Genomic DNA, 20,617 nt, shown 5'->3' with positions numbered 1-20,617 from the left:
TATCTCCCTGGTCACCGTCGTGTGGGGCGGGCTGCCCCGTCGGCCGTCCTCCGGATGTCAGTGATGCTGCGGAGCTGGTGGCTCAGCCCGTACTGGGCCGCCTCCCTGGCAGCGTCGTCGAGGACGTGTAGCCCATCATCCAGGGTGGCGGGATCGGAGAGCAGGATGTGGCCATATGCGGTGTCCAGGCGTACCCGCTGCATGGGCGATTCCGTGAAGCCCGTACTGCGTGCAAGGTCGATGAGGCGAAGGGCGGCATCGAGGTTTCCGGAACCGCGGTGAGCGAGGGCCAGCTTCTGTTGCGCGACCGACCAGTCCTCCTGTTCGGAGAGGTCCTCGAAGACGTGGACCGCCGTTTCCATCACGCTGACCGCATAGTCGTGGTTGCCGTCCTTGCTCAGCGCCGTGCCCACCCACAGACGAGCGCGGGCACGGTCACGAGGGGACAGTCGATCGTCGGCTGCCAGGTCCTCGTACTGGCGCGCCGCTGTCTCAAGTTCGCCGACCATCTCCGTGACGACGGCTAGGGAGAGATCGAGCTGAGCTACGCGGCGCGGGATCGCCAACTGCATATAGAGCGAACGAGCGTTGGCGTATGCGCGCTGGGCCGAGAGTGGGCCAACGACGGCCCCCTGGTCTCGCATCAGGTCTCCGTGCAGCGCGGTGGACCGGGCCAGCAGGGACAAGCCCCGTTCATCCAGTTCCGAGGCTTTATAGCGAGAGGTCCAGCGGTGCAGAAGTGATTCCGCGAAGGGAAAGTTCTGGCGGGCAAGGGCCACCACTGCGCGCTCCAGGTCGTCGGCCCACGTCTGGTAGTCCCAGGCTCGTGGGCGGGGAATGGTGACTCGCCCGGCCGTTTCCGGAGGGGTGTCCCCCTCGGCGAGTTTGGCGAGCTCTGTTTCGAAACGCACGTGGGTCTGCGCGTTGGCCTGGGCCAGCGCTGTATCCAAGATGGCCTGGCTCTCCGTATTGGGTCGCCGCTTGGCCAGAAACTTTTCCCAGTTACTGACGGTATTGACCGAGACACCCAGTCTTTCGGCAAAGGCGCGCACGCTCAAGCGGAGAGCCTTCCGGAGGGCAAGCGCCTCCAGGCCGGTCCATTCATGAACGGTCGCCACGTGCCACTCCTTTCCGTTGCCATCGAAGCACGCTGTGTCGCGCCAGGTGGACGGAAGTGGGACAGAAGTGGGACGGCCGTAGATTCCCTGATCACCCGGTCGCCATCAGGCTCGAAGTGCCCCTCCGAAGACGGCCTGATGGACGGTCATGATCTTGGAACCCCTCACCGAACAGCGGCACGTCACCGGTCCGCTCGTGTTCGGCTACCTGCGCCTGGTGCGGGTCTCGCGTGCTCGTCAGCTGGCCCTGACGATGGCGATCAGCGACTACTGCCGCCGTCACGAGCTGACACTGGCCGGCGTCTACATGGAGCGTTGCTCTTCCACGACGTCCGCGTTCGTGGGCATGCTCGATGCCCTCACGGCCACTCGGTCGTATGGGGTCGTACTTCCCACCCCGTCGCACCTCGGCCCCAAGGCCATAGCAGCTGAACGGCGCAGTCAGCTGACTGAAACCGGCGCCCATCTGCTGCTGATCCGTGGTGAACAGACGGCTCCCCCAGGCGAAGGCGCCGCAGCCCTCGCCGCTGGAGGCACCGAGTGATGAGTGCCTGCCGGTACAGCACTGCGCGACCGTGGTTGGCGCCCGCTCGGGCGGCTACGTCCCGGCCGGCCGCCAGCCTCGGTTACGGAGGATGCCTCGAGTCAGCGCTCGGCGGCGTCCCTCCAGTAGTCCTTCAGCATCTCGCTGGGCCACGCGGGCTGGGTGACGGTGCCGCGCGGCAGGAACTCCTTGAAGACCGCCACCAGGTCCACCACCAGGGTGCCGTCGTCCGCGTCAAGGTCGGCGACGTGCAGGTCCCGTCCGTCGACGCGGAGCAACCGCGGGAACGAGGTCGCGAGGCGAGCCGGACGCCGGTGGTTGTGGTGCACGAAGGTTCCCGTCGCCGGCCAGTCCGGGTTGTCCCGCGGGCTGCGCGCGTGGAGGGCAACGTCTTCAGGAGAGCCGAAGTTGAAGAACCAGGTGACCTGGAGGTGAGAGAACTCCTCGATCCCCTGCAGGGTCTCCTCCGGGTACTCCGGGCGCAGCCGGATGATCGACTCCACACCGCCCTTGAAGTCGTCGAGGCGCCCCTTGTGGCCCCCGACCACCTCGGCGATCACCGGCACCTCGATGGACTTTGTGGACACGGGTTCCCCCTTCTCCGCTCGCGGCACGGCGAGGCGGTCAGCCACAGCATGCCCGCCTTCACCACCATGGCGCCGTCAGACTACTCGTTCGAGTACGGCCTTGGCGCGCTCGTCGATCTCCGCCGCCACGCTGATTCCCCGATTACGGAAGGGGGACAGCACCCGGCGCATGTTCACGGCTGCCTCGCGCGCTCTGCCCGACTGGACGCCCTCCATCGCGTCCAGGGCCTGTGCCCACGTGTGGCAAGCGGCCTCCACGTTCCCCTTGCGGGCCTGCACAGTGCCCATGTAGCCCAATGTCACCGCGTGGGTCCGGCTGAAGGTGTCGGCCTTCCTGGTCAGCACGCTGTTGTTGAATTCGCGGAGTGCTCCGTCGAGATCACCGAGCGTCCACAGGGTGCGGGCGGTCTCATGGGCCAGGGAAGCCCGCTGGAAGAACCACACCCGACTCGGATCCTCGTCGCCGACGTCCGCCGCTGCGAGGTCGTCCTCGGCGCGGAGAAGCGCTGCGATCGCGGCCCGCTTCTGTCCATCGGCGGCAAGGCTGCGGGCCTGCACCACGCCGAGCAGCGCCCGCTCGCGAGGGGTCGCGAGGGTGTACCGCTTACGCTCCACGGAAGCCGCAGCGAGATCGACGGCAGCCCGTGGGTGGCCAAGGTCAGTTGCCTGGTGAGCCATCGCCCGCAGGATGTGGCCGGCGAGCGGAGCGTCGTCGGCTTCCGCCGCGAGCTTCAGCGCCAGCGTGAAGTAGCGCCGCGCGGCCTCATGGTGGGAGGCGTCGAAACTCATCCAGCCGGCGACGTACACCGCCTCGGAGGCAGCGGCGAGGAGGGCGCGACGAGTGTCGTCGCTGGTGAATACCCCGCCGACGTACCTGGCAACGTCGTCGACGAGGTACTGGTAGAGGGCTGTACGGCCGTCCATGCCGCCGTGTCGCTGGTCTCTTCGAGAGAAGAACTCTGTCATCTCACGCACAGCGCCGACTTCGGCAGCCCCGACCCTGCGGCTCGTCGCGGCGGGGCGGGACTTTGCCCGTTCGGGAGCCTCATCCCACCACTGCTGTCCAGGCAGAACCAGGCCACCCACCGAGTAGGCGGCGCCGGCCAGCAATCGGCGGCGTTCGAGATCCACGTCGCTTCTCCCAAGGTCTACCAGCGCAGTCAGCGTATCGACGTTCCACTCCGATGCCGCCACTGCACCCGCGCCCGGCACGGAGAACCCGATCTCAGCTGGCGTGATGGGGCGTTGCAGTCGCCGGGACAACGTCTCGCACAAGATAAGGGGCGCTCTGCCCGAGGGCTGCGTTCCCGCCACCCACATGGCGATGTGGGAGCGGCTGGTACCCAGCAGTTCCTTTGCTCCTACCTCAGCCGCGACCCTCACGAAGGCAGCCGCCACTTTCTGCTGCGACCAGCCTGTTTCCGCGATCGCGTCGGCCAGCTTCACGTTCCGCTCGCGCGCCATCGTCTACCTCGGTTCACCAAAACGATCTTTGACGGGTTTGACGGCCCCGACAGCTGCCGGGAGATACCGCCGCGACGTGATCCACGGTTCGCTCGTGGTCAACGAAACCATCAACTGCCTTTGCCCGGGAGGAAACCGGTGAAGACCAGCCACACGACTGGCACCGCCACCCGGACTGTGCCGGGCGACGGGCGCGCTCCCGCTCCGACGTCTGGCGTACGGCACCTCGACCACCCCCCGCCGGTGGCCGTGCTCGTGCAAAACCTCCGCCGCTTCGACCACTCCGACAAGACCGCCGATCGAGTCCTCGCGGGCTCAAGCACCAGTTGTGAGAAGGCGAGCATGGACCGAATCGAAAGTCTGGGGAGTGTGATCAGCGCTCCCGAACAGAAGAAGACCCTGACGCTCGCCGCCAACGACAGGGCTCCGGGCAAGGCGCGGTCCTTCACCCGGGAAGCGCTGATGGCGTGGGGGGTGGAAGACCTTCTGGACCAGGCTGTACTGATCGTCAGCGAGCTCACCACCAACGCCGAGCGGCACGGCCGAACTCCGGGCGTGGACCTGAGCCTTCCATCCAGAGTGGAAGGCGAGCCCGTCGAAGAGATCACGCTGACGTTAGCCCTGCAGGCAGGTGTTGTGGGGATCGAGGTCGAAGACAACTCCCCTGAGCCCCCAGTGCCTCAGGTCGCCTCGCTCTATGCCACCAGCGGACGGGGCCTACACCTCGTGTCGGCAGCGGCCGACGCCTGGGCTGCCTGTCCCAAGGAAGACGGACGCGGCAAGAGAGTGATCGCTCTCGTGAGGCGCACCGAGTCGCCCTTCACCTCCTAACCCCTTCCCTTGGAGATCCCTGATGTCATCCCGGCCTACTTCCTCACCCGCGCCGACCTCCGGCGGAACGAGGCGGGGCCTCGACGCCGATGCCGTACGTGTGCTGCTGCTGGACCTGGACGGCGTGCTCGTCGACACCCGCCCGGTCATGAAGCGCGCGTGGCGCCAGGTCTGTGAGGACCACGGCCTCGACGTGCCGTTCGGGGAGTACGAGCGTCACCTGGGTCGGCCCTTCGCCGACATCATGCAGCAGCTCGGGCTCGCTGACGCCGAGCCGATCCACCAGACCTACTCCAAGGCGTCGACGGCCGCCTCTCACCTTGCCCGACAGTTCGACGGCGTCATGGAGGTCCTGCATGCCTTCGCCGCTGCCGACTGGCGGCTGGGGATTGTCACGTCCAAGCCGTTGGCGCGAGCCACCCCTCTCCTGGCTCAGCTCGGCGTCCCTTTCGCCACGGTGCGCACGCCGAACGGGATAGGGCGGGGGAAACCCGCGCCAGACCCAATCCTGCTCGCCCTGATCGACCTGGGCGCCGACCCGGCCGATGCCCTGTACGTCGGAGACATGGCGGTCGACCAGGAGGCAGCCCGTCGCGCCGGCGTCTCGTACGTGCACGCGGGCTGGGGCTACGGCACTCCGAGCCCCCCGGCCCCCGTCGTCGCCGAATCGCCGAAGGACCTGCTGCGGCTCATGAACACCGGGCCGATCCTCGAAGGGAGCCTGGTATGACGCCGACCAAGCGCAGCGCCTTGGGCATCGCCCGCACCGACTCCGATGGCAAGCCCCAGTGGGCGCTGGTCGGCGAGGCCGCGCTCGCGACCATGAAGTCCGACCGGATCACCACGTCCGAACTGGAGGCCCTGCCCTTCGACCCACGCGATGCTGAAGCACGGGTCAACCATGTGATGGAGGCCCTCGAAGCGTACGGCGCCGACTTCGCGAGGACTCCGGGTGGCGCGGGGTGGCTGTACGTCCAGCACGTGCCGGCGCGGCGCCTGGTGGCACAGGTCGTACGTAAGCTGGCGGCGCTCAGCGCGTGGGAGCCGTTCGCCAAGGTCCCAGGTCCGCTGAGACTCGCGCCCTACGAAGGACTCGTCGGGCTGCGGTCGAGCAGCTCCCGCGAGTACCGGGCGTACACGGTCACCTGGTCGGGCATTGCCTACCTGCTCGGAGCCGCAGCCCTTCACAATCCCCTCCGATCCGCGCAGTTACGCAACCTCCCTCCTGCCCTGACGGCCGCATCGGTGCCGAGCTCGGCGCCCTCGGAGCTTCCCGTGAGCGAGGTGGTGGCGTTGTCGTGGTCGTCCCGTCACGCGGCCACTCTGCTGCCAGTGCTGGAGGAGCTGGCCAGGAACGGGCGCCCCAGCCTCGTGGTGGACTTGGCGACCGACCCGGCGGAGCGGTGCCCGGCTTCGGGCGTCGCGGGGGTGAACCTGTGCTCGCCTCCGCCCAGTCTCTTCGACCTCTCCGGCGTCGTGGACGGGCTGAGGCCGCAGGATGACGGCCCCGTCGTTCGAGTCGACGAGCACGAGCTCCGACTGGCCCGATTGCTCCGCCTCGTGTCCGTACTTCTGGAGACGAGCGGCGGGTACACCCAGCCGTCTTGGCGATCCGTGGTCCGGGCGGAGACATGGTTGGACGGCGTTCTCGCCGCCGTACGGCCGCATACCGTCCTGGTCAGCAACGACACCAGCCCGCTGGGTGCGCTGGCTGTACATGTTGCAGAGCGCCATGGGATGAACACGGTGCACGTCCAGCACGGGGCCTGGACGGCTGAGTCGGTCGCATGGCCCGCCCTGCACAGCAGCGACATTGTGGTCATGGGTGAGCGGGACCTCCCCCTCGCGAAGGAGTGGGTGCGCCACCCTGACGCCGAAGTCCATGTCCTGGGCCAGCCCCGCTTCGATGTACTCGCTGGCCTCGGCCGCGATACCCAGCGGCGCTACCTGGAACATCTGCTGGCACATGGCCCGCGTCGCAGTCCTGCCCGTATCGCGGTGTGGGCCTGCCAGCCCTTCGGTCCTGACCGGCTCAAGGCCCAGGCCGACCTGCTGCTGGACGGTCTGTGGCAGGCCGGCGGCGACTGGGGCCTCGTCATCGCGCCGCACCCGGCGCAGAGCGTCGACGTCTTCGCCCCCCTGCTCGAACGGCACGGTCGGCCGCTCGTGGCCGTGGCCGATCCCCGGGTCGGCGCTCGTGGCTGCCTCGCCGGTGCCGACGCCCTGGCAAGCGCCTATTCGACGTGCGGCATCGAAGCCGCGCTGATGGGCGTGCCGGTGCTCGAACTGGGTTCGCCCGGCGAGCGCACGCTCGGACTCTCCGACCACGGCCTTGCACGGCGGTGCACCACCGCCGATGACATCGCCGACGCTCTCGTCGCACTGCGCGGTCCGCACCCACCTGCCGACCGGGCGGCGACGGACGCGGTGTGCCGGTGGCGCGGTGACAGCGCAGCCCAAGTCGCATGCCTCATCACCCGCCGCTCGGGCGGCCACGTCATGCCCTCCCACCACATCAACCACGATGCCCGCGCCGCCGAGTCCGGACGGCCGCAGGGCGAAGGAGTACCTGTCCGATGACACACCTGACCGCCGACAGCGTCGCCGAACTGTTCGTCGGCGCTGTCGCCCTGGCCAAGAGCGGCGAGAGGGTCAGCCCTCGCGGCATGGCGACCCGTGAGGTGCGAGACGTCCACATGCGGCTGACGCAGCCGCGGGCTCGACTGCTGTACGCGCCGCTGGCACGCGTCATCAACCCCGCGTTCGCCGTGGCGGAGACCGTGTGGCACCTCTCCGGCTCGGACGCCCCATGGATCTTCGATTACAACGCACGCCTGCGGCAGTACGCCGACGACGGTGTCCTGCGGGGCGCGTACGGGCCGCGGATGCGGAAGTGGGCCGGGAACGTGGATCAGCTGAGCCGCGTCGTCGAGATCCTCAGAGAGGACCCCGACTCCCGCCGGGCCCTGATCCAGCTCTACGACCCGGCCCAGGACGCTGCAGGGCACAAGGACGTGCCCTGCACGCTGGGTTTCGGCTTCCATCTGCGTGCCGGCCGCCTGCACATGTCGACGACGATGCGTGGTCAGGACGTGTGGATCGGCATGCCGTACGACCTGTTCTTCTACACCGTGCTGCATGAGCTGGTCGCGGGCTGGCTCGGCGCCGAGCTGGGCGAGTTCCACCACCACGTGGGATCACTGCACATCTACGAGAACCATCTCGACCAGGCGGAAGAGCTGACCGCGGTAACCGCGAGCGCGGTCATGCCGGACCTCACCACACCGTGGCAGGGCTTCGACGGCCTCCTCGACCAGGTCGAGGCCCGGGACGTCACCGGCCACCCGGGCTGGGACACGATGGCTGAAACACTGCGCAGCTACCGTCTGTGGAAGGACGGCTCTCGTGAGCAGGCGTGGCGAGTCGCCGACAAGATCGACGGGCCCTTGGGCGAGGCGCTGATCGCCTGGTACGGCGAGCTGAACCGCCGTGCCCGCACGTCCACCGCGCGCGAGACGCCAGGGACGCGGTGATGGCCGCCATGAACCCCGCGCCCTCGGTGGTCCTCGGGATGTGCTCATACACGCACGACTCTTCTGCTGCCCTTCTGGTGGACGGGGAGCTGATCGGCTTTGTCGAGGAGGAGCGCCTCTCTCAGCACAAGCACACCAAGGACTACCCCCGCCACGCCGTCAAGTGGCTGCTGAGCGAGGCTGGGCTCACCGCAGCCGACGTCGACGCCGTCGCGTACAACTTCCGGCCCGCTCACTACCTTGCCGAGTCGCCGGCGGCACTGCGCCTCGCACTGTCACCGACAACGCGCGACCTGGCGCTGCCGAGGGCGCGCGGCTTCGCCAAGGTGGCGCTGCGGACCCAGCTGCGCACCCGCGCCCTCGGCCGGCGGTTCCCTTCCTCCCGCGTCTCCCCCGTCCTGCACCACCGTGCCCACCAGCTGGCGGCCTTCGCCGCCTCCGGGTGGAACGAGTCCGCCGTGCTCATCGTGGACAGCCTCGGCGAGCGGCAGACCACGACCATCGCCCGTGGACAGGACGCGCTCCACCCTTCCACCCGCACCCTGGAGGCGATCAACGACCCTGCCTCCCTGGGCTACGTGTACGGCGCGGTCACCGAGCACCTCGGGTGGCGCCGTGGTGACGAGGAGGGCACCGTGATGGCGCTCGCCGCCCTCGGCGATCCGGAGCGGTTCCGCCACCTTTTTGCCCGGGCGGTGCGCACCACACCCACGGGCTTCTCGCTCGACCCCGCCTACTTCCCGCCGCGGGTGCTGACCTCGGGCTACCCGAGGACCTCTCGCCGCTTCATCGCCGCAACGTGCCCCGAGCGCCACCCGAGCGAGCCGATCCAAGACGTCCACCGGGATCTGGCCGCCGCACTCCAGGAGCGCACGGAGCAGGTGATGCTGCATCTGGCCCGCCGGGCGCGGACGATCACCGGATCGCGCCGCCTGTGTGTCGGCGGTGGAGTCGCCACGAACTGCGTGAGCATCGGGCGGATCATCGAGGCCGGACTTTTCGACGAAGTCTTCGTCCCGCCCGCCCCAGGCGACGCCGGCACCGCGATCGGGGCCGCCATCGCCGTGCACACCGGCAGCCGCAGCCGACGGCCTGTGTCCGGCGTCGCCCGGGCCTGCTATCTCGGCCCGTCGTATCAGCACCAGGCCCTTGACCTCACGCCATGGCCCGGGCTCCAGCACAAGACGCTGGGCGTGGAGTCCGCCGAGTTCCTCGCCGACCAGCTTGCCCACGGCATGATCGTCGGGCTCTTCCAAGGACGAGTCGAGGCCGGCCCCCGCGCCCTTGGGAATCGCTCGATCCTCGCCTCTCCGTTGGAGCCCGGGGTCGTCGAGCGGCTGAACGCCACCGTGAAGTTCCGGGAGCCGTTCCGCCCATTCGCCCCCATGGTCCTGGCCGAACGCGCCGCGGAGTTCTTCACCCTCGGCCAAGAGGCGCCGTACATGTCGATGGCATCCGGCGTAACCGACGAGGCGCGCGAGCGCGTGCCGGCCATCGTGCACGCCAACGGCACCTCCCGCCTCCAGACCGTCACCCGGTCGCAGAACGCGTTCATGCACGACGTGCTGAGCGCCTTCGCCCGCCGCACCGGGGTGCCAGTGCTGATCAACACCTCCCTCAACGTCAAGGGCCAGCCGATCTGCGGAACACCGGAGATGGCGCTGGACTGCCTGGCCAGCTCCGGACTGGACGCCCTGCTGCTGGAAGGCCGGTGGATCACAAAGTGAAGATCGGATACAGCTTCTGGGGATTCCTCGGCAACGGCATCACCGACACCCCGGACGGGGGCCGCAGCCACCGCCGCCCCTTGATCGACGCCCTCCTCGGCCGCGGCCACGAGATCATCTTCCTGCAGGCCAACCGCGACCTGATCGAGGCCGGCGACGACCTCGGCAACGCCTACGCCTTCCACAACGGCAACCCGGACATCGACGTCCTGTTCCTGGAGTGGCGCTGGGCGATCGACGGGCGCAACACCACCCCATGCGGCATCGAGGGACACACCTGCGACCTGCACCGCCAGACAGAGCTGCTCACCTGGTACACAGTTCGGCTCGGAACCCCGACCGTGATCTGGGACAAGGACCGCCAGCTCCGGCCGGACAGCGTGTGGCGGCGCATCCGCCGGACCACTGTGTGCGAGGCCGCTCTCGAACCGACGGCGAGCGCCCACCGCCTGCTCTTCCCGGTCGACGACCGTCTCCTCGACGAGGCGGATCCGATCGTGCTCGCCAAGAAGCCCAGGGACATCGTCCTCGGGTACGTCGGCAACCAATACGACCGCGACCAGCATTTCGATCGCTTCTTCGCGCCGGCCGCCACACGCTTCGATCACCTGGTCGGGGGCAAGTGGACCAAGACCGATCGCTGGCCGCACGTCCGGTTCCTCGGCAGGCTCCCCTTCGAGGCAGTCCACGCCGTGTACGGCAGGTCTCTGGCAACCGTGCTGATGCTGCCGGAGCGGTACGCCGTCGTCGGGCAGATGACGCAGCGGATCTTCGAGGCCGTCCTCGTCGGCTGCCTGCCGCTCACCCCTGCCGACATCCTGCACGCGGACCGCTTCGTGCCCAAGGAACTGATCGTCAGCTCCGGCAGCGAGGTGATCGAGCGGCTCGCCCACCTCCAGCGGATCGCCGGCACCCAGCAGCACGCAGACCTGATCGCGACCTGCCTGGACCGCCTGGACCTGTTCCGCCTGAGTCGGCAGGTAGAGGCGTTGGAAGCCGTACTGGACACGGCTGCCAGCCCCGTAAATGTGGAGCAGGGAGCGGCGTGATGCAGCTGGCTTCCCAGACCATGGCACCTGGATCATCCGAACGTGTCCGACCGGCCGGTCCGATCGGGCACCCGAGCGCCTCTACGCTGGAGCACCATGAAGAAGGTCGCCATCGTCGGCTGCGGAGGCAGCGGCAAGTCCTACCTGGCACGCGAGCTGGGCAGGATCCTCGACGCCCCGGTTACGCACCTGGACGCCGCGTTCTACGACGACGCGTGGAACGCGCTGCCCATGGAGAAGTTCGCCGCCCTGCAGCGGGACCTGGTCGCGCAGCCGAAGTGGGTGATCGACGGCAACTACAACTCCACCTTGCAGATCCGGCTCGAAGCCTGCGACACGGTGGTCCTCATGGACGTCTCGACCGTGGCCGCGCTGTACGGGATCTTCTCCCGTCAGGTCCGGCACGGGGCAGGGCACAAGGGCAACGGGGTGCACAACCGCATCCACTGGGGCGTGATCAAGTACGTGGCGACGTACCGCCGCAAGATGCGCCCGCGCGTCATGGCCAAGATCGAGGAATTCGCCTCGGGCCGTGCCGAGGTGGTGCTGCTGCGCAACCGACGACAGACGCACCGCTGGCTGCGCAAGGTCGCCGCCGAGCACCGCTGAGCGCTCCGCGCCCCCGAGGGGAGGGTGCGGCATGAGCGGCGCCAACCCCTTCCTGGACCCCGCGCGGCAAGCGGAGCTGTATGGGCACGCCTCGCGGCTGGCCGGCCGGTCCAATGCCCTGATGCGGGCGAAAACCTCCGGACGCCCGGTACCAGACACAATCGTGCGCCTGGTACGCGCCCACCACGAGCGGGCAGACAAGCTCGGCCTGGTCTTGGACGTCGGCTGTGGTCGCGGTACAAGCAGTCTGGCCCTGGCCCAGCAACTCCGGCCGCAGCGGGTACTCGGTCTAGACGCGGCTCCGGCCTTGATCGAACAGGCCCTACACCGCGCTCAACGGCTCCCCGACGTCCCAGTCAGCTTCCACATGGGCAACTTCCACCAACTGCCGCTTCCTGCCCAGTCATTCGACGTCGCTGTCGCAGCCTTCTGCCTTTACCACTCACCGCAGCCTCAGACGGTGGTCGCGGAGATGAAGCGGGTGCTGGCTCCGGGAGGGCTGGCCGTGCTCGTCACGAAGGGGCTCGACAGCTACCGGGAGATGGACCAGCTGGTCGCTGCCGCCGGCCTCGACCCGCGGGCCGAGCAGCACGAGAGCCTGTACATCTCGGCGCACAGCGACAACCTCGCCCACCTGGCCGCCGTGTCGCTCGACGTACTCGCTGTGGAGCACGAGGAACACCGCTTCACCTTCGACGGACACGACCACGTGGCGGAGTACCTGGCCACCAACCCGAAGTACGACCTCGCCCCGGGCCTTTACGGCAATCCTGGCGCGCTCGCGGCAACACTGCATGAGTTCCTGCCGGACCGGCCCCTCACCACCAAGTCCCTCGTCACCTTCGTGGTAGCCCAGTCAGGGGGAGGACGGTCGTGAGCGTTCGCCAGTTCACCAAGCACTACGAGACCCCCGGCCGGGTGGCCTCGGCAGCCCGCCATCACGCCTGGCTCGTCGAGCACGCACAGCCGCTGCGGCTTCCGGCGCTGACGGTGGTGGGGCCGACGAGCCTGACATACGAGTGGATCGACGGCCGTCCTGCCCGGACCGAGGACCTGCCGGCCCTGGCTGGGTTGCTGGGCGATGTCCACGGGGCCGCCTGGACCACCGACCTCCGGCCGGCCGCGCTCAACAGGCCCCACCGTTTCCGTGACGGCATCGCGTTCGGCGACTACATCGGTCCCCGGCAGGCTGCCCTGCGAAGAAGGCTGGAACAGGGGTACCTGCCGGACCGCGGGGCCTTGCACGCATTGCTGACGCTGCTGGAGAAGACCGCCGAGGGGCCGACCGCCTTCTACAAGGACAGCAACCCGCGAAACTTCATCATCACCGAGGCCGGCGAGATCTACACGGTCGACACCGACGATCTGACGCTGGCGCCGATGGGTTACGACCTGGCGAAACTGATCGCGACGCTGGTCCTGACGTACGGGCCTTTGCCGGCTCCAACCATTGACTCGGCCCTGCGCGCCTACAACGAGGCCGCCGTACGCCACGACCCCCAGCTTGGCATCACGGATCGCGAGCGGCTCGACGACTTCCTCACCCTGCACGCCGTGCTGACCGCTCCGTACGCCAGGCGCAACGGCTACCGCTACACCTGGTCGCCCCGCCCCAGCCCCCAAGGATCCACATGATCACCACCGAACTCGTCTTCGTCCGCCACGGCGAAGCCCAGTGCAACGTCGACGGCCTGGTCGGCGGCCCGCTCACCTGCACCGGGCTGACCAACCGCGGATACGCCCAGACCGAACAGGTCGCGCTCCGCCTCGCCACCGAACACCGAAACAAGCCGTTCGACGCCCTGTACGCCGGCCCGCGCCTCCGCCTGCGCCAAACCGGCGAGATCATCAGCCAGACCCTCAACCTCCCCATGTCCACCGACGACCGCCTCGACGGTCCGGTCCACGGTGCCGCCGACGGCAGACCCTGGGCCGAGGTGAAAACCGCCGCCGACGGCGGGCCGCACGCCCACCCGGACAGGCCCTGGGCTGCTGGATCCGACACGTGGAACGGCTACCTGGAGCGGGCCGGCCGCCTCCTACGGGAGCTCATCGACCATCACGAGGGTGAGCGCATCCTGTTCGCCGCGCACGGCGAGACCGTGATCGTCGCCCACACCCTGCTCCTGGGAATCCCACTCGGATCTCCGACCGGATTTACCGTCTCTCACGGGTCCATCACCCGGTGGCAACACCACCTCAACAGACTGAGACAGAGACGGTGGATGCTCGACCGCCACAACGACACCGAGCACCTGGCCGCGTTAGCGCAGGAGGCTGCCGCGTGATCATGCTGTCCGGTGATCCGCGCCTGAGCCTGGCACAGGGCGCGCTCGGAGCGGTCCGGATCGTGCAGGATCCGACTCTCCCGCCCCGAGTCCTGCGTCTGGTCGACGCCGACGGCAATGAGTTCTTCGCCAAGCAGCACAGCGAACGCGACCGATACACCCGAGAACTCCACGCCTATCTCGCCTGGGGAGCTCACCTGATCGGGCACGTCCCCCAAGTGGTGGGCCGGCAGGACAGAACATGCACCCTGCTGCTCACCGCGGTGCGCGGCGTACGGGCGGATGCGGTCGCCCCCGGGTCGCCGGAGGAGGAACAGGCTCACTACGAGGCCGGGCGCGTCCTGGGCAAGCTGCACCACGCCACCTCGGTACCGCGTACCGGCGCCGTCGGCACGGAACTCGCCCAGCGGCTACGCGACTGGATCGCCCGTGCAGACCGGGCCGGCCTCATCTCCACAGCCGAACGCGACCGCATGAGCCACAGCGCGGACGTCCTGGCGAACACGCTCATGGACAGCGCGGTGTGCCACCTCGACTACCAGCCGCGGAACTGGCTCCTTGGGGACGCCTTCGGAATGTGCGACTTCGAGCACATGCGCCGGGACGCCCGCATCCGCGACTTCGCCCGGCTCGAATTCCGCCGCTGGCAGGCCGCTCCCCACCTCCGCACGGCGTTCTTCGCCGGATACGGAACGCCGCTGAACGACACCGAACAGCGACTGCTGGAGTCCTTCGGTGCGATCGAGGCGGTCACCGCCCTGGTCCGCGGACACGAGCAGGACGATCTCGCCCTCAGCAGCCACGGCCGCACCGTTCTCGCCCGGCTCGCCTGAACCACAACCCTCCCCGGAATTCCTGGAGAACTCCGTGTCACAGCACGCATCCCACATGACCACCACCGTGCCCCGCCGGGCTGTGGTGACCGGCGACGCCGGCTTTATCGGCTCCCACCTCGCGCAGGCCCTCGTCCAGGCCGGCGCCGTCGTCGTCGGCGTCGACCGTCGTGACCCTGCCACCGACCCCACGGCCGCAGCCAACCTGGCCGCCCTGCAGAGGCTCCCGGGGTACATGCACGTCACCGCTGACCTCCTCAACTGCGCGATCGAGCCGCTACTCGTGGACGCGAACGCCGTCTTTCACCTGGCCGGCATCCCCGGGGTACGCCCCTCCTGGGGGCCGAAGTTCAGCGAGTACGTCGCCTCCAACGTCCTCGCCACCCACCGCGTCATGGACGCCGTCACCCGTATGGGTGTTCCCCGGCTGGTGGTGGCCTCGTCCTCCAGCGTCTACGGCCCCACCGAGGGCGGTCCGAGCGTAGAAACCGACCGGCCACAGCCGGCATCCCCGTACGCGGTCACGAAACTCGCCGAGGAGCAGCTCTGCCTCGCGCACTCCGCCCAGGCCCATTGCCCCACCAGCGTCGTCGCTCTGCGGTACTTCACCGTTTACGGCCCCCGGCAGCGCCCCGACATGTTCACGCACCGCGCCCTCACGGCCGCCCTGACCGGCCAGTCACTACGTCTGTACGGAGACGGTCACCAGCGCAGGGACTTCACGTACATCGACGACGCAGTCGCCGCCACCATCGCCGCGGCCACGATCCCGACCGCCAGCGGAGTGATCAACGTCGGGGGTGGTTCCAGCGCCTCCCTGCTGGAAGTGATCAACATCGCGAACAGCCTCTCCGGCCGCGAGATCCAGGTTCACCACGAAAACCCCCGCAGCGGCGACGTCCTCACCACCCGCGCCGACCCCGGCCGCGCCCATGAGGTCTTGGGCTGGCAGCCCCAGGTCGACCTTCACAACGGCATGCGAGCTCACATGCAGGCGCTGGCCGCCGAGACCGCCGCGTACGGCCACGCGGCATAACCAGCGGGACACCAGGAGGAGTTGCAGTGGAGAGTCCTGAAAGGGCGCGACTGGAAGCCTTTTTCCGGCAGATCACAACACGGTTCCCCGCTGGCGAGCACGTCACCACCCTGATCATCACGCACCTGCTCTCCGAGCGGCCGGCGTTCCTCCACGCAATGGCCGCGACGTCCACGGTCGGTGCTGTACTACCCAAGCCCAGGTCCGTCGACCAGCCGACGCTGGAGAAGGTCCGACGTGCCTTCACCGTCCATGACCTGAACCGAGAACTGTTTGCCGACTCGACCTGGGCGTTGGAGTACCTGGAGGACACAGCAGGCGGCCGGAACGTCATCCTGATAGACATCGGCGGCTACTTCGCGCCGTGCCTCGACACCCTGGTAGAGAAGTTCTCCGGCCGTGTCCTCGGCGTCGTCGAGGACACCGAGAACGGACACCAGCGGTACGCGGCACTCGACCGCCTGCCCTGCCCGGTCGTCTCGGTGGCCCGCTCCCCGCTGAAGGACTGCGAGGACCACCTGGTGGGCCGGTCCATCGTCTTCTCGACCGACGCCCTCGTACGCGCCCGCGGCGACATTCTGACCAGCCGAAATGCCTGCGTCATCGGGTTCGGCAAGGTCGGCCGGGCCATCGCTCAAACGCTGCGCGCCCAAGACCTACGCGTCACCGTCCACGACACCGATCCAGTCAAGAGAGTGCAGGCGCGTTCCCAAGGCTTCCGTACGAGCGCGTCGACGGCCGAGGCGCTGCGGGAGGCGGAACTCGTCCTGTGTGCCACCGGCAACCTCGCCCTCCGCCAGGGCGATTTTTCCGCCCTGCGCAACGGGGCGTACCTCGCCTCGGTAACGTCCTCAGAGGACGAACTCGAACTCGGCAGCCTCCATGGCCTCTACAAGCGCACCCCGGTCAGCGAGCATCTGACGCGCTACGAGATCACGGGCCACTACTTCTACGTCCTCGCTGACGGCGGCGCCGTCAACTTCGTGCACGGCGCCGCCGTCGGCTCATACATCCATCTCGTTCAGGCCGAGATACTCGCCGCCACCGCGGCCCTCAGCCACGGCCGCTTCCAGTCCGGTCTCCACGAAATGGCCGCACCCGACCGCCAGGCCATCGCCAGGATCTGGTTCGACTACTTCGACAGGTGATTCCATGCCGCCTTCCCCCGACCACATCCGTGCCACCGTTGAGGGGTACCTCACCCACCACCCGTCCGAGCGGGACGCCCTGGCTGCGCTCTTCGTCGCCCTTACCGGCGGGGACGATCCGACCAGCCGCAAGACCTTTCCCACACACGTCACCTCCAGCGCCATCGTCATCAACAGCAACGACCAGGTGCTCCACATCCAGCACAACGCCACCGGCAAGGCACTCGCGCCCGGCGGCCACAACGAGCCAGGGGACACAGACCTTCCCGGTGCCGCCCTTCGTGAACTGGGCGAGGAAGCCGGCATTCCTCGCGATGCCGTCGTCCCCCTCCCCGGCTTTGAGACCGTGCCGCTGGACATCGACGTACACGACATCGCCGCCAACCCCGCGAAGGGCGAGCCGGCACACCAGCACGTCGACTTCCGCTGGGCCTTCCTCCTCCGGGCCGAACACGCCGTGACGCTTCAAACCGAAGAGGTCAGCGGATACGAGTGGCGGTCCTTCGAGGACTCTGCCTCGCCGACCGTCCGCGCCAAGCTGGCCCTCCTCCCCCGCCCCACCCATTCCTGACACTCACCGACGGGAGTACGCCGTGGCAGTCACCACCGCCGCACCGCCGAGCACCGCGCGCCGCCACCACATAGCGGTCATCCCGTGCCGCTGGGGAGCCTCCCGATTTCCAGGAAAGCCCCTTGCGCAGCTCGGGGACAAGCCGCTGCTGTGGCACGTCCACCAGCGCTGCCTGGAGGCAGAGCGCCTCGACGGGGTGGTGGTCGCCACCGATGATGAGCGCATCGAGGAGGTGTGCCACCGCCTGGGCATCGAGTGCATGCGGACCGGAGAACACCTCACCGGCACGGACCGCGTCGCGGAGTGCGCAGAACGCCTGCCCGCAGACGCCTACATCAACGTCCAGGGGGACGAGCCGTTCATCTCCCCCACCGCGATTGACGCTGTCTCCCAAGCCATGGAGCACCTGGCACCCAGAGCCCTGGCAGTGAACGCATACACGGAGCTGGACGACGCCAGTGCCGTCCTGGACCACAACGTCGTCAAGGTCGTCGTCGACGCCGAGCACAACGCCCTCATGTTCTCCCGGCAGCCGATCCCCTACCCGCGCGGTGACCGGCCGAGGTACCTGCGTCAGCTCGGTCTCTACGGCTTCACCCGAACGGCCCTCGACACGTTCCGGCGTCTCCCTCAGGGGCCGCTGGAACGTGCCGAAGGCGTGGAGATGCTGCGCTTCATCGAGCATGGCCACGACGTACGGATGCTCGGCGTCGCGGACGATGGGTTGGCGGTCGACACTCCCGAGGACCTCGCGAGGGCCGGCACCTTGTTGCGGACCCACACCGGGCGGGCGATCGCCCGCTTCTCCTGATGACCGCGGTCGACCGCCGCTCCCTGGATCCGGCGCTCTGCTCACACGCTTCGACGAGACCGCGCCCGTCCCCGGCGCCGCAGCAGCATGCTCGGCGTTTTGGCCACCGCCGCTCCGACCTCTGACCCTGGGGCCGCAAGGGTCGATGCCACCCGCAAGCTCCGGCGCGCGCTGAATCCCAGGGTTACCAACACGACCGAAACACATGTGTTCGAAATTCCGGCCGGCTCGTTGAGCCGCACGAACCAGCCGCACAACCGTCAAGGGGGACCACGTTGACTTCGGCCAGAACACCAGCACATGCGACTCCCCATAACGTGGCACGAGGGGATGGGTACTCGTACCGCGACGAGTCCGGCGGCATGGCCTCTGTGCGGATGATCACGGTCGCCACCATGGGGCGGTGGCTGCCCACGCCGGCTCTCCGGTCGCTGAGCTGCTCCGAGCCGGGAGGCGCCCGGTGAAGAGGTTCTTCGGACGCGTGCGGATGGCGGAGCCGGAGGTCTCCGACGCCGAGGAGGAGCTTTTCGGCGGTCCTCTGCGCTACGACTTGGGCTGGTCGGAACACGAGCGTGCCCGGCTCGACCTGACGATGATGTCGGCTCTGCGCTCCATGCCCGGTCTGGTCGGGGCGACCTTGCGGATGGCGTGGCGTGCCGACCGCCGCGCGCTGCTCACGGTCGCCGTCAGCGAGATCGGGCAGGGTGTCGCCGCGGCGGTCGGGTTGCTCGCGGTCAACGCCGTCATGCACGCGCTGCTCGGCTCGGGCACCCCCGAGCAGCGGCTGCACGCGGTGCTACCGGGCCTGGTCGCCGCCGCAGCAGCGGCCGTGGTCAACTCGGGTCTGGCCGGCTGGTCCACCTCGCGGGCGGGCCGGCTGGAGCCGCTGGTCGAGCGGATCGCCACGACCCAGTACCTGGCCGCAGCCGCGTCGGTGGAGCTGGAGGCCATCGAGGACCCGGAGTTCCGACGCCTGATCGATGTCGCCCAGTACGGCGCCGCATCCGCCCGCCGCATGATCAGCGCCTGCGTGGCCGCGCTGAACGGCACCATCTCCCTGATCTCCACGGCCAGCGTCCTCACCATCCTCCACCCGGTGCTGCTGCCGCTGCTGATCCTGATCGCGGCGCCGCGCGGCTGGGGCGCGATGCGGGTGGCGCAGGAACGGTACGTGTCGGTGATGACCTGGGTCGAGCACGTACGGGCCAGCCGCCTCATCGGGAACCTGCTCACCGAGCGCTCCGCCGCGCAGGAGGTGCGCATCCATGCCGTCGGGCCGTTCCTGCTCAGCCGCTACGAGCGGATGGCCGAGAGCGCCGAGGCCGAGCAGGAGCGGCTGGCCGTCGGCAAGGCGGTCACCGAGTGGGTGGCCGCCGCGTTGTCCGGGCTCGCCATGGCGGCGACGTACGCGGCCATGTTCTGGCTGATCATGAGCGGGCACATGAGTCTGGCCGTGGCCGGTACCGCCGTCATCGCCGTCCGGTCCGGCTCGGCGAGCCTGGGCGCGCTGGTGATGAACATCAACCAGCTGCACGAGGAGTCCCTCTACGTCCGCGACCACGCCCGCTTCCTGGACGAGGCGGCGCGGCGCACCATTCCCAGCGGGGGCGATCCCGTTCCGACGCGGGTGAGGCAGGTCGTTCTGGAAAAAGTGAGCTACCGCTACCCGGACCGGGAAGCCCCCGCCCTGGACGAGGTCTCCCTCACGCTGCCCATGGGCTCGGTCACCGCCGTGGTCGGCGAGAACGGCTCCGGCAAGAGCACGCTGATGAAGGTGTTGTCGGGCCTGCTGCTGCCGCAGAGCGGGACCGTGCGGTGGGGAGAAGCGGACATCGCTTCCCTGGACCGCTCCCAGGTCTTCGACCGCGTCGCACTGCTCACCCAGGACTTCCAACGCTGGCCCGTGACAGCGGCGTTGAACATCCGTATCGGCCGGCCCGCCCGGCCGGCCGATCCCGAGCACCTGCAGCCTTCGGTGGACTACGCGGGTGCCGGACCGGTCATCGCAAAACTTCCCGAAGGGCTGCGCACCCTGCTGGCCCGGATGTTCCGCGGCGCGAGCGAACTGTCCGGCGGCGAGTGGCAGAAGATCGGGCTCGCCCGGACCCACTGGCGCAGCGCCACCTCGGATGCCGACGGCGTGCTCATCGTGGACGAGCCCACCTCCGCCCTCGACCCGGAAGCGGAGATCGCCGCCTTCGACCGCATCCGCCGGCTCGCCGCCCCGAACCGGGCCGTCGTCCTGGTCACCCACCGCATGTCCGGCGTCCGCCACGCCGACCGCATCTACGTCCTGCACCACGGACGCCTCGTAGAGCACGGCAGCCACGACGAACTCATGGCCGCCCAAGGGCGCTACGCCTCGATGTTCGACGCGCAAGCCGCCCAGTACGCCCCCGCGGGCACCATCCCCCGCCCCGGCTCCCCCACCGTCGCAGATCCCGCATGACCCGTTCGAAAGGCCCCAG

General features: G+C 68.8%; 20 protein-coding genes. 17 read left to right on the top strand and 3 right to left on the bottom strand.

The features are described from left to right. Positions 1–11: 11 nt before the first annotated feature. Positions 12–1,118: a helix-turn-helix domain-containing protein gene (locus ACWC2T_RS18515; protein WP_450671390.1), complete on the bottom strand. Its 1,107-nt coding sequence runs from the start codon at positions 1,116–1,118 to the stop codon at positions 12–14. 148 nt (positions 1,119–1,266) lie between these two features. On the opposite strand from ACWC2T_RS18515, the gene ACWC2T_RS18510 reads away from it, so the two are divergent. Continuing rightward, on the top strand, positions 1,267–1,662 hold the full coding sequence (locus ACWC2T_RS18510; protein ID WP_450671389.1) for a hypothetical protein: 396 nt from the start codon (positions 1,267–1,269) through the stop codon (positions 1,660–1,662). Positions 1,663–1,763: 101 nt separating this feature from the next. On the opposite strand, the gene ACWC2T_RS18505 is transcribed toward ACWC2T_RS18510, so the two are convergent. Both ACWC2T_RS18505 and ACWC2T_RS18500 read right to left on the bottom strand, forming a co-directional pair. Next, positions 1,764–2,249 carry a TrmO family methyltransferase domain-containing protein gene (locus ACWC2T_RS18505; RefSeq protein ID WP_450671388.1) on the bottom strand — a complete coding sequence of 162 codons (486 nt, stop codon included), beginning with the start codon at positions 2,247–2,249 and terminating at the stop codon, positions 1,764–1,766. Positions 2,250–2,324: 75 nt separating this feature from the next. Further along, the gene (locus tag ACWC2T_RS18500; protein ID WP_450671387.1) at positions 2,325–3,713 is read right to left on the bottom strand and encodes a Tat pathway signal protein; all 1,389 of its coding nucleotides are present in this window, start codon (positions 3,711–3,713) and stop codon (positions 2,325–2,327) included. A gap of 243 nt (positions 3,714–3,956) precedes the next feature. Here ACWC2T_RS18500 and ACWC2T_RS18495 point away from each other — a divergent pair, with 243 nt between their 5' ends. From ACWC2T_RS18495 to ACWC2T_RS18420, 16 genes are all read left to right on the top strand, one after another. Further along, positions 3,957–4,544, top strand: coding sequence for an ATP-binding protein (locus ACWC2T_RS18495; RefSeq protein WP_450671386.1), 588 nt, complete (start codon positions 3,957–3,959; stop codon positions 4,542–4,544). 100 nt (positions 4,545–4,644) lie between these two features. Beyond that, entirely contained in the window at positions 4,645–5,274 is a 630-nt protein-coding gene (locus tag ACWC2T_RS18490; protein ID WP_403441337.1) for an HAD family hydrolase, read from the top strand. Then, positions 5,271–7,124 (top strand): hypothetical protein, encoded by a 1,854-nt coding sequence (locus tag ACWC2T_RS18485; RefSeq protein ID WP_450671385.1) that lies wholly within the window; start codon positions 5,271–5,273, stop codon positions 7,122–7,124. The genes ACWC2T_RS18490 and ACWC2T_RS18485 overlap by 4 nt, the downstream gene beginning before the upstream one ends. Then, positions 7,121–8,077: a thymidylate synthase gene (locus ACWC2T_RS18480; protein WP_450671384.1), complete on the top strand. Its 957-nt coding sequence runs from the start codon at positions 7,121–7,123 to the stop codon at positions 8,075–8,077. Before ACWC2T_RS18485 ends, ACWC2T_RS18480 begins: the two co-directional genes overlap by 4 nt. Positions 8,078–8,085: 8 nt before the next feature. Then, positions 8,086–9,804: a carbamoyltransferase family protein gene (locus ACWC2T_RS18475; RefSeq protein ID WP_450671501.1), complete on the top strand. Its 1,719-nt coding sequence runs from the start codon at positions 8,086–8,088 to the stop codon at positions 9,802–9,804. Continuing rightward, positions 9,789–10,853 carry a glycosyltransferase family protein gene (locus ACWC2T_RS18470; protein WP_450671383.1) on the top strand — a complete coding sequence of 355 codons (1,065 nt, stop codon included), beginning with the start codon at positions 9,789–9,791 and terminating at the stop codon, positions 10,851–10,853. The genes ACWC2T_RS18475 and ACWC2T_RS18470 overlap by 16 nt, the downstream gene beginning before the upstream one ends. Before the next feature lie 96 nt (positions 10,854–10,949). Then, on the top strand, positions 10,950–11,462 hold the full coding sequence (locus ACWC2T_RS18465) for a P-loop NTPase family protein (protein WP_344016702.1): 513 nt from the start codon (positions 10,950–10,952) through the stop codon (positions 11,460–11,462). Between the two features lie 31 nt (positions 11,463–11,493). Next, positions 11,494–12,339 (top strand): class I SAM-dependent methyltransferase, encoded by an 846-nt coding sequence (locus ACWC2T_RS18460; RefSeq protein WP_450671382.1) that lies wholly within the window; start codon positions 11,494–11,496, stop codon positions 12,337–12,339. Continuing rightward, entirely contained in the window at positions 12,336–13,097 is a 762-nt protein-coding gene (locus tag ACWC2T_RS18455; protein WP_450671381.1) for a phosphotransferase, read from the top strand. The genes ACWC2T_RS18460 and ACWC2T_RS18455 overlap by 4 nt, the downstream gene beginning before the upstream one ends. Then, a complete protein-coding gene (locus ACWC2T_RS18450) occupies positions 13,094–13,750 on the top strand; it encodes a histidine phosphatase family protein (RefSeq protein WP_450671380.1) in 657 nt (218 codons plus the stop codon). Before ACWC2T_RS18455 ends, ACWC2T_RS18450 begins: the two co-directional genes overlap by 4 nt. Positions 13,751–13,752: 2 nt before the next feature. Continuing rightward, positions 13,753–14,583, top strand: coding sequence for an aminoglycoside phosphotransferase (locus tag ACWC2T_RS18445; RefSeq protein ID WP_450671500.1), 831 nt, complete (start codon positions 13,753–13,755; stop codon positions 14,581–14,583). 55 nt (positions 14,584–14,638) lie between these two features. Further along, a complete protein-coding gene (locus ACWC2T_RS18440) occupies positions 14,639–15,619 on the top strand; it encodes an NAD-dependent epimerase/dehydratase family protein (RefSeq protein ID WP_450671379.1) in 981 nt (326 codons plus the stop codon). Between the two features lie 26 nt (positions 15,620–15,645). Further along, the gene (locus tag ACWC2T_RS18435; protein ID WP_450671378.1) at positions 15,646–16,767 is read left to right on the top strand and encodes an adenosylhomocysteinase; all 1,122 of its coding nucleotides are present in this window, start codon (positions 15,646–15,648) and stop codon (positions 16,765–16,767) included. Between the two features lie 4 nt (positions 16,768–16,771). Beyond that, positions 16,772–17,338 carry an NUDIX hydrolase gene (locus ACWC2T_RS18430; RefSeq protein WP_450671377.1) on the top strand — a complete coding sequence of 189 codons (567 nt, stop codon included), beginning with the start codon at positions 16,772–16,774 and terminating at the stop codon, positions 17,336–17,338. Positions 17,339–17,360: 22 nt separating this feature from the next. After that, entirely contained in the window at positions 17,361–18,149 is a 789-nt protein-coding gene (locus ACWC2T_RS18425; protein WP_450671376.1) for a 3-deoxy-manno-octulosonate cytidylyltransferase, read from the top strand. 487 nt (positions 18,150–18,636) lie between these two features. Continuing rightward, complete coding sequence (locus tag ACWC2T_RS18420; RefSeq protein WP_450671499.1) at positions 18,637–20,598, top strand: ATP-binding cassette domain-containing protein; 1,962 nt, start codon at positions 18,637–18,639, stop codon at positions 20,596–20,598. The last annotated feature ends 19 nt before the right edge of the window (positions 20,599–20,617 follow it).

This window comes from Streptomyces sp. NPDC001393 (assembly GCF_053597455.1).
Note: the sequence above shows the minus strand (reverse complement) of the source record. Positions and strands in the feature narration are given on the sequence as shown.